Genomic DNA, 15,148 nt, shown 5'->3' with positions numbered 1-15,148 from the left:
TGACACCGATCTTTTTTGCGTCCGCCGCGCCGACGGAGAGCCATGACCGATCCACTGCGTCGTAACCGACTGGCCGCGGAGGGTAGCCCCTATCTCAGCCAACACGAGGACAACCCCGTCAACTGGCAGCCGTGGGACGAGACTGCCTTGGCGGCAGCCACGGAACAAAACAAGCCGATCTTTCTGTCGATCGGCTACTCCGCCTGCCATTGGTGTCACGTCATGGAGGAGGAGAGCTTCGAGGACGAGGCTGTCGCCCAGCGGCTCAACGAGAACTTTGTGCCGATCAAAGTTGACCGCGAGGAACGCCCCGACATCGACAGCATCTATATGACGATCTGTCAGCGGGTCACCGGCCGCGGTGGCTGGCCGCTGTCGGCGTGGCTCACCCCCGACGGCAAACCGTTCTACATTGGCACCTACTTCCCGAAGGAACCGCAGGGGGGGATGCCAGGGTTTCTGGATTTGCTCGACAAGATCAGCGACTCCTGGAGTGATCCCGACGACCGCGCGGAGATGCAACAGCGCGCCGAGCAGTGGACCGACACCGCACGCGACAAGTACGAGACCCCGACCCACGACGGTGACGGCGACGTGCCCGGCGACGACGCCCTCGATAGTGCGGTGCGCACCGCGCTGCGCTCGGTCGACGACGAGTACGGCGGTTTCGGATCGGATGGCCCAAAATTCCCCCAGCCGGGCCGGATCGACCTCCTGTTGCGCGCGGCGAGCCGCAGCGGCAGCAGCGACGCCCTCACCGCGGCGACGACGACCCTTGATGCGATGGCGGCGGGCGGGCTGTACGACCACCTCGGTGGCGGCTTCCACCGGTATGCAACCGATCGGGAGTGGACGGTACCCCACTTCGAAAAGATGCTGTACGACAACGCCGGGTTACCGCCGCTGTATCTGGCCGGCGAGCAGGTGACCGACAACGCGCGGTATGCTGAGGTCGTCGACGAGACGCTCGCCTTTGTCGACCGCGAACTCACCCACCCCGACGGCGGCTTCTTCAGCACGCTCGATGCCCGCAGCGGCGACGAGGAAGGAACGTTCTACGTCTGGACGCCCGAGGAGGTTCACGACCTGCTTGACGACCCGGCGGCGACGCTGTTTTGCGAGCGGTACGGTGTCACCGACTCGGGCAACTTCGAGCGCGGAACGACCGTGTTGAACGTCTCGGCGACCGTCGACGAACTGGCCGACGAGCACGACCTCGAAGCCGCGGAGGTCGAAGCCGAACTCGACGCTGCCCGCGAGACGCTGTTTGCGGCCCGCGAGGAGCGAACCCGGCCACCCCGCGACGAGAAGGTGTTGGCCGGCTGGAACGGGATGATGATCTCGGCGTACGCACAGGCTGCGCGGGTTCTCGACCCCGACTACGCCGAACCGGCACGCGAGGCACTCGATTTCGTCACCGACCATCTGTTCGACGCCGACGCCGGCCGCCTCCAGCGGCGGTTTATCGACGGCGAGGCCGCCGGCGAGGGGTATCTGGCGGATTACGCCTTCCTCGCCCGTGGGGCGTTTGACCTCTATCAGGCGACCGGTGATCCCGACCCGCTCGGCATCGCCCTCGAACTCGCCGACACCATCGTTGCGGAGTTCTACGACGCCGACGACGGTACGATCTACTTCACGCCCGAAAGCGGCGAGGAACTCGTCACCCGCCCACAGGAACTCACCGATAGCTCGACGCCGTCGAGTCTCGGGGCGACCGTCGATCTGCTGTGTGTGCTCGATGGCTTCGTCGCCGACGCCGACTATCGGGAGATCGCCGGCGACGTACTGGCGACACACGCCGACCGGATCACCGGCAACCCCCTCCAACACGTCTCGCTGACGCTGGCGGCCGACCGCTACACCAACGGTGGCGCGGAACTTACCATCGCCGCTGACGCACTGCCCGACGACTGGCGGGCGACGCTGGCGGATCGGTATCTGCCGGGCGTCGTGCTCGCCCGCCGGCCACCAACCGAAGATGGTCTGCAAGGCTGGCTCGACGAACTCGGACTGGAGGGCGCGCCGCCGGTTTGGGCTGACCGCGACGCCGCCGACGGCGAGCCGACGGTGTATGCCTGCGAGTCGTTCACCTGCTCGCCGCCGCAGACGGAGCTTGCGCCTGCCCTGGAGTGGCTCGAAGAGAATCGGTAGTCCCCCGTCGCAGCCGACGCCGAGGCGACGGTCGTCACCCGCAACACGACCGATTTCGAGCTACGGGGTGTCGATACCGCGAGCGACTGACGGCGGGCAACGAAGCGATTTATACGGGTTGATACAGGCAACATAGATGTAGATGGCTACTTGTTTGCATCGACAGACAGGAGGAAACCGATGATTCCGCTGCTCGGCGAGGGTGACACAAACCTGCTGTTGATCGTCGCGGTTATCCTCGGCTTGGGGGTCACATCACAGGTACTTGCAGACCGGTTTCGTGTCCCCAGCGTCCTCTTTTTGATTCTCTCCGGGGTTGCTGTCGGCCCAAAGGGGCTCTCGATTGTCACCCAGGAGGTGTTCGGGAGCGCCCTTACAACGATCGTCGGGCTGAGCGTTGCGATCATCGTCTTCGAGGGCTCGTTTCACCTTAAGATCGAGAAACTACGAGAATCACCCTCCGCAGCGCTCCGGCTGATCACGATCGGGGCCGCGATCTCATTTCTCGGGACGACGCTTGCTGTCCGGTTCTTTCTCGACACCACCTGGGGGATCGCCGCCCTTGTCGGTGCGCTGCTCATTGCCACCGGGCCGACCGTGATCACCCCGATCTTGGCGGTTGTGCCGGTTCGAGACCGCGTTGCCGCGGCGCTGGAAACTGAGGGGATCGTCAACGACGTGACCGCGGCGATTCTGGCGGTTGTCATCTTCAAACTCCTCGCCGCCCAGGGGGCGACGCCGGCAGCGTATCTCACCGATTTCGTTGAGCGGCTGAGCGTGGGTGTGTTCATCGGCCTCGTCATCTCTGCTGTGCTGTGGTTCCTGCTGACGCGTGTGCAGACGCCGACCGGCTGGACACCACAGAACGCCCGCCTGTTGACGCTTGTCGGTGCGATTGTGGCTTACAGTACGGCTGACACGCTGGTCACCGAATCCGGCGTTGCTGCGGTGGCGACCGCCGGCATCGTGCTCGGCAACGTTGGCCTGCCGTATGAGGCCGAGATCGAGGAGTTCAAAGGCGATATCACGATCATCGTGCTTTCGTTCGTCTTTATTGCCCTCGCCGCGCTGATCGAGTTTGAGACGCTGCTTGATCTCGGCCTCGCTGGGCTGGCTGTTGTCGCGGCTGTCGCCCTCGTTCTTCGACCGCTGTTGGTGTTTTTATCGACGACCGGCGATCGGTTCACCCGCGGTGAGAAACTGTTCATGAGCTTTGTCGGCCCGCGGGGGATCATCCCCGCCAGCGTCGCCACGCTGTTTGCGATCCAGCTTGGGACGCCGGAAGCACCCTCGAACCCGGAGGGTGCGAGCATCCTTGCGGGCACGGTCTTTCTGGTAATCTTGCTCACGGTCGTCTTCGAAGGCGGCTTTGCGCGGCAGCTTGCGGAATGGTTCAAGGTGATTCCAATGCGTGTACTCATCATCGGCGGCGGACGTGTCGGCACAGAACTGGCTGAACGACTCGAAGAACGCGGCGAGAACGTCGTGCTCATCGAGGAACGAAAGTCGGCGGCCGAAGACCTCCGCAATCAAGGGTTCGCTGTCCGGGAGGGTGACGGCACAAACGTTGAACAGCTTCGCAAAGCAGGCGGTGAACGGTCGAAAACGATTGTCGCGGCCACCGGCGACGATGACACCAACCTCCTCGTGGCACAGCTTGCGGAATCAACGTTTGACACCGAGACGATCATCACCCGTGTCAACGAGCCCGAGAACGTCGATGCCTTCGAGGAACTCGGCGTGAAGACGATCTCGTCGTCGGCCTCGACGGCGTGGGGGATCGACAACCTCATCGAGCGGCCGGCGATGTCACGGTGGATGACAGAACTCGGCCGCAGCGGCGATGTCCAGGAGGTCGAGGTCACCGACGAGTCGTTGGTCGGCAAGACCATCGGCGAACTCAACGAGACACTCCCGGAAAGCTGTATGATCGCCCTAGTCAGCCGCGATGAGGAAAACACCGTTCCCGACGCCAGTCTCGCCGTCGAGTACGGCGATCACCTGACGGTTCTCGGCCAGACCGAGGCCGTCCACGATGCGATCGACCGCTTGCACCCACACGACTAACGAGCCGCTTTGGACTGGGCGTCGACCGCAAACCGATCTGATCGCTGTGACTGTGGACGCCGTATCATACACCCTCCTGCTTATACCGGTTATCCCCACAGCTATCCCTGGGATTTATTATGAGCTGTTAGGTATGTGTGGGTAAATATGTCATACAACATAGACAGACGGGATGTGCTGAAAGGAATCGGCGTCAGCGGAACGGTCGCTCTCGCCGGCTGTGCCGGTGGGGGCGGCGGTGCTCGCACGCTCAGCCAGGGGATCTTGATGCCGCTGTCGGGCGGCCTTGGCAATCTCGGCCAACCGATCCGTGACGGCGCGGTGCTCCCGATCCGACTTCTTGAAGGCGAGACGGAGTTTACGATCGACAGCCAGGTTGAGGACACCCAAACCGACCCCAACGCCGGCCAGACCGCGGCGAGTTCGCTCGTCGACGCCGGCTATCCGGCGGTGACGGGCGCGGCGGGCTCGGAGGTCACGATCCAGGTCGCCGAAAACGTCTTTATCCCGAACAACGTGGTCGCCTGCTCGCCGGCGTCGACATCGCCGGCAATCACCGATCTCGACGACAACAACCTCATCTGGCGAACGCCGCCGTCGGACGCCTTACAGGGACAGGTGCTGGCACAGGTCGCCACCGACAACGAGGGTGCCGAGACGGCCGCGACGATGTACGTCAACAACTCCTACGGCCAAGCGCTCTCCGACAGCTTCGTGTCGGCGTTCGACGGCACCGTCCAAAACGAGGTGTCGTTCCCGAAGGGTGCAAGCTCCTACAGCTCACAGCTGAGCCAAGCCCTGAGCGATGATCCGGATATCGTCGTCGTCGTCGGCTACCCCGAAAGCGGTGTCCAGCTGTTCCGGGACTACTACTCGGAGTACGACGGCGAGACACCGTTCCTCGTCACCGACGGGCTGCAGGACAGCGATCTGCCGAGCGATGTCGGCAACGCGATGACGAACGTGCAAGGCAGCGCGCCGAGTGCGGCCGGCCCCGGTCGGGACTTCTTCACGACCGAGTATCAAAACGAGTTCGACGCCGAACCCGGCGTCTTCACCTCACAGGCCTTCGATGCGACCGCGGTCTGTCTGCTCGCCAACGCCGCGGCGGGTGAAAGCAGCGGCCCGGCGATCGCCGAGCAGATGCAGGCCGTCGCCAACCCCGGCGGCGAAGAGGTAACGCCATCGACGCTGGCTGACGGGCTGGCGATGGCCGCCGAAGGCACCGAGATCCAGTATCAGGGTGCCTCCAGCCCGGTCGACTTCGACGAGAACGGCGACCTGCGGGCGGCCACCTACGAGGTCTTCCAGTTCAACGAGGACGGCTACGAGGCCACCGACACCATCGAGTTCTCGGCCTAACGGCCGCCGGAGTTCGGCTCGAATCAGCCGCCGAGGAACTGTTTTCTGACCTCGGGATCGTTCAGCAACGCGTCGCCGTCTTCCTCGTAGCGGTTCTGTCCCTGGACGAGGACGTAGCTCCGATCACACCGCCTGAGCGCCTGTTTTGCGTTCTGTTCGACCATGAGAACCGCCGTCCCGTCGTCGTTGATGCGGTCGATCCGGTCGAACATGTCCTCGACGAGGTCGGGTGCGAGGCCGGCACTCGGCTCGTCCAGCAGCAGGAGGTCGGGATCGAGCATCAACGCCCGCCCCATCGCCAGCATCTGCTGTTGGCCGCCGGACAGCGTCCCCGCCTTCTGGCCGCGTCGCTCTTCGAGGATCGGGAAGCGGTCAAAGACTGCTTGCAGCGCGTCGTCAGGGAACGCATCGAGGATATACGCGCCCATTTCGAGGTTCTCCTCGACCGACAGCGACGGGAAGACGTTGTCCGACTGCGGGACGTAGCCGATCCCGTGGTGGATGATCTCCTCGGGGCGGCGCCCTTCGATCGCCGCGCCGTCGAACTCGATGTCCCCGCCCATGTAGGTCGTCAGCCCGAAGACGGATTTCATCACCGTCGATTTTCCGGCTCCATTGGGTCCGACAATCGTCACGTACTCGCCGTCAGCAACGTCGAGATCGACGTTTTCGAGGATCTGGAGATCGCCGTAGCCGGCGTCCAGCGACCGGACGCACAGCAGGCTGTCCTCGTAGGTCGTGACCTCGGTGGTCGCAGTCACGTCCGTCATTGTTGCTCACCGAAGTAGGCATCGACAACGCGCTCGTCGTTTCGGATCGCCTCGGGTGCTCCCTCGGCCAACACGCGGCCCTGATGCATCACGATAACCGGATCACAGTGCTCCATGATGATGTCCATGTCGTGTTCGACCAGCAGGAACGTCAACCCCTCCTCGGCTCGCAGTTGATTGATGCGATCGAGCAGCTTCGTTTCCAGCGTCGGGTTGACGCCGGCGAACGGTTCGTCCAACAGCAACACGTCGGGGTCGGTCATCAGCGCGCGGGCCAACTCCAGCAGCTTCCGCTGGCCGCCCGAGAGGTTGCCCGCCTGCTCCTCGGCGAGGTGGTCGATCTCAAAGAATTCGAGGGACTCCCAGACCGCCTCGCGCAGCTCGGTTTCCTCCGCGATCACGCCATCCCTGAATTTCGGCAACACCGACCGATAGAGAGATTCGCCCTGCTGTCGCTTCGGCGCGAGCATCAGGTTTTCGAGGACGGTCATCTCGGCGAGCTCGCGGGCGATCTGGAACGTCCGGACGAGCCCGCGGTCGGCGACAACGTTGGGCGCGAGGCCGGCGATATCCTCGCCGTTGAAATACACCCCGCCGGCGGTCGGCTCGTGAATCCCGGTGATGCAGTTGAACGTCGTCGATTTCCCCGCGCCGTTCGGCCCGATCAACCCCGTTAGCGACTCGTCGGCAACTTCGAACGACGCGCCGTCAACGGCGGTGATGCCGCCGAACTCCTTGCGGAGGTTCTCGACGCGGAGCGGCGGTTCGTCACCATCCGCGTCAGTTGTGTCACTACCGGCAGTTGTCGTCTCGCTACTCATCGTCAGAACCTCCCGGCTCGTCAGGGGCGGTCGGATCCGGCTGCGTTGCGGCACCCGGCGTGTGGCCCTCGCTTAGGTCGACAGCTGCCGCCGTCTCGGTGCGGTGGCCGAGCAGTCCTTCGGGGCGGTTCTGCATCAGATAGACCAGCAGCACCCCGACGAAAACAAACCGGAGAGCCGGCAGCCGTTGGTTCAGTATGTACCCCAACAGCGGCGCGATCTCGCCGGCGGCGATCGGCGCGATGGCGGCGATGAAGTTGTTCGGGCTCGCTTGGATCGCAAACGTCTGCTCGATGATGTTTGGGAGGTACTGCGGCAGGAGAAACAGCAGGTTGGCGAACACCGCACCGCCGAGGACGCTGCCGGTGTTGGAGCCCGCTCCGCCGATGATGACCGCTATGAAGATGTAGAAGGTCAACTCGGGGCGGAACGCCTGCGGGTAGACCGCGCCGGTACCGAACCCCTGCCAGACGACGCCGGCCAGCCCCATCAGCGCACACCCCAGCATGAACGTCTTGATCTTGAATCGATTCGTGTCCTTCCCGAGTGATTTGGCGACGATCTCATCCTCCCGGATCGCCTTGAGGACGCGGCCAAACGGCGAGTTGCCGACCCGGGACAACAGGATGTAGACGAGGAAGACGACCACAACGAGCACCAGCCCGTAGGTGAGATCGACGATGACAGCACTCCGGAAGACGCCGACCGCCTCGAAGACCCCGAAGACGGCCGCCCCGATCGGCGTTGTCCCCGAGGCCGCGCTGCTCGGATCGGCGTAGTAGATCGCCCGGACAGGGTTGCTCGGGAAGTTGCCGATGCCGCTTGCGCCGCCGGTTCCGAGATCGATCCCACCCGGCAGCGTGAATGTGCTGAACGCCGGGGAGTTGTAGGTCAGCCGGATGATCTCCGAGATGGCGACCGTCACGATAGCGAGGTAGTCCGCGCGCAGCCGGAGAGCGGGCAGGGCAGTGACAAAGCCGATGAGCGCCGCGGCGACCATGCCGCCGACAACCCCAACCGCGAGCGGGAGCCCAAGCCCGGGCGGCGACCCGGTCGGCGGCGCGGTCAACATCGCCATCGTGTAGACGCCGACGGCCATGAAGCCCGCGATGCCGATGTTGAACAGCCCGGCGTACCCCCACTGGAGGTTCAACGCGAGGACGACCAGGGCGTACACCGCGGTGAAAAACGTGACCTGGCCGAGAATCGAGATGAGGCCCGCAAGGTTGTAGTTCAGGATCGCGCCGATCCCGAGAAAGAACAGATAGAACCCGGCCATCGCTGTGAGGACGAGCGCGGCATCGGAGCGTTCGAGCAGGTCGCGGAGTTGCTTGAGACGACCGGTCTGGAACTGATCGGTGCTCATGCGGTACTCACCCCCCCGAAGATGCCCTCTGGGCGGAACAACAGCACAAAGATCATCAGCCCGAAGGCGACCGGTTCGGCGAAACTAGAGAGATCGCCGGTCAGCCAGATCAGCGAGAGCCGACTGGCAAGTCCGATAACGAGGCCGCCGACGATCGCCCCATAGACCGAGCCGATCCCGCCCATGATGACCGCGGCGAAGATCAACAAGAGGAGCAGCCAGCCGAGGTCGTAGGAAATCGTCCCCTGTGTGAGGACGACGAGATAGCCGGCCGCGCCGGCCAGCCCGCCGCCGAGGATCCATGTCGTTCGGATGACGCCCTCGACCGGGATGCCCGTGACCTGTGCGAGATCGCGGTTGTCGGCCATCGCCCGCATCGCCTTGCCGAGTTTGGTTCGCTGCAACAGGAGATGGACGCCGATCATCAACAGGAGGCCGACGACGACGATGGTGAGCTCGTGGGCGTCGATCACGACGCCGCCGAGACTGTAGGAGGGCACCCGGCTGAGATCGGTGACGCCCTCCCGGCTGCTGTAGAAGAAGAAGACGATGAGATACCGGAGCGCGAAGGCAACACCGATACTCGCAATGAGCAGCGTGATCCCATCGGCCTCCCGGATCGGCCGATAGACCAGGCGATCGACGAGCAGCGAGACGGCGATCGTAAAACCGACGGCGACGACGAGGCCGGCGACGATGCTGAGCGGGGTGTTCGTGATACTGACGCCGACATCGCCAGGTGCGGGGCCATCGCCGGCCCCGATGAGCAGCAGGCCGCCGGCCGCATAGCGGTCAATGCCAGCCAGAAGGTAGGCGACCGCCCAGCCGGAGAACGCGCCCCACGAGATGTAATCGCCATGAGCGAAGTTGGCGAAACCAAGGATGCTGTAGGTCAGCGAGAGGCCGATGCCGGCCAGCCCGATCACCAGCCCGATCACCAGCCCGTCCCAGACGAAGCCGCCGAACCGCGCCGGCGTCAGCCCGCCGCCGAGAAGTTTGGCGAGGAGATCGCCACCCAGCAGGGAGGCGACGACTGCGACCACGACGAGCCCGGGTTGTTCGCGCAGTAATCGTCGGCCGCGTGCGTATGGCTCCATTCGTTCGCCCGGAGAACAGGAGTGCTGATAAAAGAATCTTCCCACGACCTGTGTGTCGACAATCAGCTCTCGGTGGTGGCCGGTCGACCCCAAGAGACTTTTTATGCCCCGCGCCCTACGGACTGGTAGTTGAATGACGGATCACGAATCCCGTCCCCCTGGCGTCGATCCCGAAGCCGACCTCGCGTGGTGCCACGACGCGGTGCAGGGCGTCTCTCGAACGTTCGCGCTGACGATCGACGTGTTGGACGAGCCGATGTCGACACATATCTGTCTGGGCTATCTCCTCTGTCGGGTCGCCGATACGATCGAGGATGCCAACCATATCCCGCCGGAGCCACAGGCAGCACTGCTTCGCACCTACGATGCGGCGATCGATCCCGACGCCGACACCGATATCGACGCGTTTCGGACGGCCGTCGACGACTGGCTGCCGGCCGACGAGGCCGACACCGACGACTGGATCGTCGTTGCGGAGGCCCCACGGATCGTCGCCGCCTTCGAGGAGCTGCCGGCGGACGTACAGGAGGCGATCATCCCACCCGTTCGGGAGCTGATCGACGGGATGGCGATGTTCGTCGAGCGACACGCCGACAGCGGTGGGCTCCGGATCGACGACGCCGAGGAGCTAGAGGAGTACTGCTACTACGCCGCCGGCACCGTTGGGACGCTGATCACGAACCTGTTGACCCGCGGCGACATCGCCGCCGACCGCCGCCAGCGGCTCTACGATACGGCCGTCGAGTTTGGCCTCCTGCTGCAGTTGGTCAACATCTCGAAGGATGTCTACGACGATTACACCGAGGAGAACAACGTCTACCTCCCGGCGGAGTGGCTCGACGAGGAGGGTGTCGACCAGGAGGCCGTTGTCGACCCGGAGAACCGCGACGGGGCGGCGTCGGTCGTCAGCCGGACGGTGGGTCACGCCCGGTCGTTCCTTGATGACGCCGAACGCTATCTGCAGGCGATGCCGCTGCGACACGGCAACACGATGGCGGCGTGGGGGGTGCCGTTCCTGCTTGCGGTCGGTACCCTCCGCGAACTCCGGAACCGCCCGGAGGACGCGCTCACCGACCGCGGCGTCAAGATCTCCCGTCAGGAGGTCGGCGCGGTGATGTCCGCGATGCACGGGGAGGGCGGCGACTCCCTGCGTGAGCTCCGCGAGCTGATCGCCGCCCAACCCTACCATACAGCCGTCTCGAACGCCGACTAAATCCACGCGCTTTTGTCGGTGCTCGCGGTACATCTCGGATATGAGCTTCGAGAAAGACGACGAGGCCGTGTTGCACGACAAACACAGCGACTACGACGGTGAGACCGGCACGATCACGCAGGTCGTCGACAACATGTTCGGCGATGCGACCTACACGATCAGCTTCGAGGACGGCCAGGAGACGGGCGTCCCCGAGGACTCCCTGGAAGCGGTCGACGAGTAATCGGCACCGGCGGCCGCGCCGAAACCGCCCAACCCATGTGGTTTTTATCACCACACGCACAACGCTCGGATACCAACGACCCGCGGCCGCTGTGGCCGGCCGGCGGTGCGATCGGCGGCTGCGGAATCGACAACGAAGGTTGCTACCTATGGAACGTGTTATCGTACCCATCGGCGGATATGTGGGGGTCGACGGATGAGCCGTCGGCTCAGGGTGATGAGCGCATGACGGCCGATACGACCGAATCGCGGGTGTTGGCAGCCATCGACGAGCGGCGCAGCCGGATCAACGACGCCATCGACGAGGAGCTCCCGCTGAAAAAGCCCGAACGCCTGTATGAGGCCTCCCGGTACCTTCTGAATGCCGGCGGCAAGCGGCTCCGGCCGACGGTGACACTGCTGGCCGGCGAGGCGCTCGCGGATGTCGACCCCACCAGTCCGGACTACCGAGCGTTTCCGACGCTGTCGGGTGCTGAGATCGATCTGCTGCGGGCGGCGGTCTCCCTGGAGGTCATCCAGTCGTTTACTCTTATTCACGACGACATCATGGACGACGACGACCTCCGGCGGGGTGTTCCCGCGGTTCACAACGAGTACGACACCTCGACGGCAATCCTTGCCGGCGACACGCTCTACTCGTCGGCCTTCGAGATCATGGCCGAAACCGGTGGTGAGCCGGCCAACGCGCTGGCGGCGATGCGGCGGCTCTCCTCGACCTGTACGAAGATCTGTGAGGGCCAAGCGCTCGATATCGCCTTCGAAAGCCGCGACGATCTGCTCCCCGACGAGTATCTGGAGATGGTTGAGCTCAAAACGGCCGTCCTCTACGGCGCGTCGGCGGCTATCCCCGCCGAACTGCTTGGAGCCGACGAGGAAGTCGTCGAGGCGATGTATCAGTACGGCATCGAGACCGGACAGGCCTTCCAGATCCAAGACGACGTGTTGGATCTCACCGTCCCAAGCGAGGAGCTTGGCAAACAGCGCGGCTCCGATCTCGTCGAGAACAAGGAAACGCTTATCACGCTCCACGCCCGCCAGCAGGGCGTCGATGTCGACGGGCTGCTCGATACCGACAGCGTCGAGGCGGTCACGGAAGCTGAGATCGACGACGCTGTCGCCGAACTCGAAGCCGCCGGCAGCATCGAACACGCTCGCGAGACGGCCGAGCAACTGACCGAACGCGGGAAGGAACGCCTGTCGGTACTGCCCGACAATGAGGCCCGCAGGCTGTTAGAAGATATCGCCGACTACCTGATCGACCGCGGCTACTGAGTTTTTTGCGACCGATCGGTAAGATCGGTGACGCCGACAGCGATCGACGCACCGCCCGTAGCGACCGGTAGATCGTCGTCGGCAGCGCGTCGTCACTCTCCGGGAGCCCGACGTGATCGTAGACCCCGGGAGCCCGACGTGATCGTAGACCCCGGGAGCCGCGAGCCGTTATTCGATCTCTGTCGCAGCGTCCTGCTGGAGGAGCACCTCGGCGTTGGTGGTGGGCAGCGTCACGATATCCTCAGGTTGAAGGGTGTACTCGCGTTCGTCGACGGCGAAGATTGTGCCGACATCGTCGGTGATCCGAACCATCGTCCGGGGTGTCGAATCGGCAGCCGACTCCCGCGTCGGGTCGGAACCCTGTTGGGTCGACGGCTGCGTTGCGGCTTCGGTGGCTGTTGGCTCGGTGGCCGGCGTTCGCTCGTCTGTTTCTGCCGGGGCTGCTGTCTCGGATGTCGGCTGGTGGGCCGATTCCGACTCTGTGCCAGTCGGTTCGGGGGACGATACCGTCCCGGCCGCCTGCGACCCGGTCTGCGGTGGCGACTCGGGGGTGCGGGCCGGTTCCGCGTCCGGCGTAGTGGTGGCCGCTTTCGAGTCGGGCGTCGTTGCGGAGTCGGTCGCCGCGGTTGTCGGCTCCGCCCCTGCTCGGTTCGAGTGCGACGCATCCGACCCGGCACCCGAGTTCGGGGTCGACTGTGTGTCGGTCGACTGTGGCGGATGCGTCGTGCTCCCGCCGTCCGGCGTCGGCACGCCGTCCTCATCGGTGGTGTTCGTGCCGGTACCGTCGAGGGCTCGATCGGTGCTGGTGTCGGTTCCGTTGGCGTTGGAGCCGCTGTCGGGGGTCTCAGCCGGCGGGAGCTCGTCGGCACTCGACTCGGCGTCGGCCGCGCCGCCCATCGCGGTGGCCAGCACATCGTCTGTTTCGGTCTCCGCTTCCGGTGGTGTCGGGTGGGCGTCTTCTGTGGTCGCGTTCCCGATGGTTGGTGGTTCCGCCGCGGTCGACGACGCCTCGGTCGGGTTGGGTTGGCCGGTCGATTCCGTTCTTTCGGTTGGGGTCGATTCCGTTCTTTCGGTTGCGGTCGATCCCGTCGTCTTCGGAGTCGATCCCGCAGTATCAGTCGGCGACGACACGTCTGATTCCCCGGCCAGCACGTCGAGCACGGAGGCCTTGTTCTGTTTGATTCGGTCGACAAGATCATCAAACAGTGCCTGTTCCTCGACGGTCATCCCCTCCTCGCTGGCGGACATATCCGCGGCGGCAAAGGAGGCGAGCTTGACGACCTTGCCGACGCGTCGCTCATAGAGGGCTTCAGCGACCTCCTCGGCGGTATCAAGCTCATCCGAGAGCCGCTGTACCTCGTCATCACTGAAGGGGTTGTCGACACGTTCGGCCCGGCGGTCGCGCTCGGCGCGCAGATCCGTGATGTAGCTCGCAACATCCTGATAAAACGATTCGCGCAGCTGCTGGAGGCTATCCTTCTGGCGTTCTTTGGACTGTACGGAGCGGAGCTCGTCGAGATTCATGCTGGGGCTTTGGCTGCGTCGCCGCGCGTCATCAGGAAGACGCCGACGTGTTCCGGTACCGAATGCACACCGGCATCTAACTTAATCGTGTCGCCGCCGAGGGCCACCGTTTGGGCTGTCTCGATCTCGATGGGGATCTCTTGGTTGGTGAATCGCTCGGGTACCGCATCGACCAGCGGCTCAAAGCTGTCGAGTGCCGCGCGGTCGATCGGCGTGACGACCAGCCCGCTGCCGCCGTGTAATGAGCCCGGCAGCCGGATCAGGCGGTGGGTGTCGGTCGTCACCGGCTCGTCGATCGGCGCGGCATGTTCCTCGACAACGCGGTCGGCTAAGGCGTCGGCCAACAGCCGGATCCCCGGGCCGCCGGCCTCCATGTTCCCGCGTTCGATCGCTTGTGGGTTGGCCTCTAGCGCGCCGAGGATCGTTTCCGCCCGCCCCTCGCCGATCCCCTCAAAGCTGGTGAGTCGGTCGAGCGCGTCGGCCGCCGGCAGCTCTCGCAGCTCGTCGGCCATCGACCGAAGCGCGTCGTGGACGCGCCGCCCCCAGCCACCCTCGGTGCGAAGCAGCCGCTGGGTCGCACCGCCCTCAGCGGCGACACGAATGAGCCCATCGGTGTCGAGCCCCCGGCCGCGCACGTAGTCGACGATCTCGCCGCGGGCGTCGCTGTCCAGCGACTGGATCGAGTCGGCACGGGCGTGGACGTGGTAGCCGCGACCACCCGAGAAGACGATTTCCAGGTCGGTGAACCCGAAGTCAGCTTCGAGAAACGACAGCAGCCGACGAAGGGCGTCCTTACAGGCCGCCAACATTTCTTTGTAGCTCGTTTCAGCCGGGTCGACGCCGGGGAGATGGTCGGCGTCGAGATCAAAGATGAGATCCGCGCCACGCCACCCTTTTGCGCCCATCGTGCTCGCCCCCGGATCGTCGTAGCGGGCCGCCGAGAAGTAGACGTGGCGGGGCGCGGTGCGGGTCAGAAACCCACCGATGTCGCCGAGATCAAGCTGTGATTGGTGGCGCACCATCGTCGTCCCCGACCCCGGTGTCCACGGGATATGCCCCCACTCGCGTTCGTTGGCCGCCGGTGGGGGTGAGATCTCCACAGCCCGGTAGTAGTCGGCGAACCGACCGCGGAGATATTCCCGTGTGCGCTCGTCCATGCTGTCCAGCGGTAGTCAGGGCCGCCCCATAGACGTTGTCGTTTCCGGGGCTGAAACACGGCCAGCGGGCTTATGTGGTTTCAGGCGAGACCGAGGCCCCAAGAAGACATGCTTATCCGGTCG

At 64.6% G+C, this 15,148-nt stretch carries 12 protein-coding genes; 6 read left to right on the top strand and 6 right to left on the bottom strand.

The features are described from left to right. Positions 1-42: 42 nt before the first annotated feature. The 3 genes from HKK80_RS01020 to HKK80_RS01010 all read left to right on the top strand — a co-directional run bounded on the left by HKK80_RS01020 (position 43) and on the right by HKK80_RS01010 (position 5,583). A complete protein-coding gene (locus tag HKK80_RS01020; RefSeq protein WP_411797749.1) occupies positions 43-2,154 on the top strand; it encodes a thioredoxin domain-containing protein in 2,112 nt (703 codons plus the stop codon). A 180-nt stretch (positions 2,155-2,334) separates the two neighbouring features. Beyond that, positions 2,335-4,221 carry a cation:proton antiporter gene (locus tag HKK80_RS01015; RefSeq protein ID WP_411797748.1) on the top strand — a complete coding sequence of 629 codons (1,887 nt, stop codon included), beginning with the start codon at positions 2,335-2,337 and terminating at the stop codon, positions 4,219-4,221. Between the two features lie 147 nt (positions 4,222-4,368). Continuing rightward, on the top strand, positions 4,369-5,583 hold the full coding sequence (locus HKK80_RS01010; protein WP_411797747.1) for an ABC transporter substrate-binding protein: 1,215 nt from the start codon (positions 4,369-4,371) through the stop codon (positions 5,581-5,583). A gap of 23 nt (positions 5,584-5,606) precedes the next feature. Here the strand turns inward: HKK80_RS01010 and HKK80_RS01005 are convergent, their stop codons facing one another. The 4 genes from HKK80_RS01005 to HKK80_RS00990 are packed head-to-tail and all read right to left on the bottom strand — an operon-like array spanning position 5,607 to position 9,637. Continuing rightward, positions 5,607-6,353: an ABC transporter ATP-binding protein gene (locus HKK80_RS01005; RefSeq protein WP_411797746.1), complete on the bottom strand. Its 747-nt coding sequence runs from the start codon at positions 6,351-6,353 to the stop codon at positions 5,607-5,609. Then, the gene (locus HKK80_RS01000; protein ID WP_411797745.1) at positions 6,350-7,174 is read right to left on the bottom strand and encodes an ABC transporter ATP-binding protein; all 825 of its coding nucleotides are present in this window, start codon (positions 7,172-7,174) and stop codon (positions 6,350-6,352) included. Before HKK80_RS01000 ends, HKK80_RS01005 begins: the two co-directional genes overlap by 4 nt. Continuing rightward, positions 7,167-8,540: a branched-chain amino acid ABC transporter permease gene (locus tag HKK80_RS00995; RefSeq protein ID WP_411797744.1), complete on the bottom strand. Its 1,374-nt coding sequence runs from the start codon at positions 8,538-8,540 to the stop codon at positions 7,167-7,169. Before HKK80_RS00995 ends, HKK80_RS01000 begins: the two co-directional genes overlap by 8 nt. After that, the gene (locus HKK80_RS00990) at positions 8,537-9,637 is read right to left on the bottom strand and encodes a branched-chain amino acid ABC transporter permease (RefSeq protein ID WP_411797743.1); all 1,101 of its coding nucleotides are present in this window, start codon (positions 9,635-9,637) and stop codon (positions 8,537-8,539) included. The genes HKK80_RS00995 and HKK80_RS00990 overlap by 4 nt, the downstream gene beginning before the upstream one ends. Before the next feature lie 133 nt (positions 9,638-9,770). Between HKK80_RS00990 and HKK80_RS00985 the strand changes: the two genes are divergently transcribed. The 3 genes from HKK80_RS00985 to idsA3 all read left to right on the top strand — a co-directional run bounded on the left by HKK80_RS00985 (position 9,771) and on the right by idsA3 (position 12,344). Then, the gene (locus HKK80_RS00985; RefSeq protein ID WP_411797742.1) at positions 9,771-10,850 is read left to right on the top strand and encodes a phytoene/squalene synthase family protein; all 1,080 of its coding nucleotides are present in this window, start codon (positions 9,771-9,773) and stop codon (positions 10,848-10,850) included. A 40-nt stretch (positions 10,851-10,890) separates the two neighbouring features. Continuing rightward, positions 10,891-11,073, top strand: coding sequence for a DUF1918 domain-containing protein (locus HKK80_RS00980; RefSeq protein ID WP_411797741.1), 183 nt, complete (start codon positions 10,891-10,893; stop codon positions 11,071-11,073). A 224-nt stretch (positions 11,074-11,297) separates the two neighbouring features. After that, a complete protein-coding gene (gene idsA3, locus HKK80_RS00975) occupies positions 11,298-12,344 on the top strand; it encodes a geranylfarnesyl diphosphate synthase (protein ID WP_411797740.1) in 1,047 nt (348 codons plus the stop codon). Positions 12,345-12,512: 168 nt separating this feature from the next. Here the strand turns inward: idsA3 and HKK80_RS00970 are convergent, their stop codons facing one another. Together HKK80_RS00970 and priS are read right to left on the bottom strand one after the other, a co-directional pair. Next, entirely contained in the window at positions 12,513-13,868 is a 1,356-nt protein-coding gene (locus tag HKK80_RS00970) for a hypothetical protein (RefSeq protein WP_411797739.1), read from the bottom strand. Further along, positions 13,865-15,025: a DNA primase small subunit PriS gene (priS, locus tag HKK80_RS00965; RefSeq protein WP_411797738.1), complete on the bottom strand. Its 1,161-nt coding sequence runs from the start codon at positions 15,023-15,025 to the stop codon at positions 13,865-13,867. Before priS ends, HKK80_RS00970 begins: the two co-directional genes overlap by 4 nt. Positions 15,026-15,148: the final 123 nt, after the last annotated feature.

The sequence above is a fragment of the Halonotius sp. F2-221B genome, assembly GCF_046719765.1.
Classification (GTDB): domain Archaea; phylum Halobacteriota; class Halobacteria; order Halobacteriales; family Haloferacaceae; genus Halonotius.
This window is presented reverse-complemented; position numbering and strand designations above follow the sequence as displayed.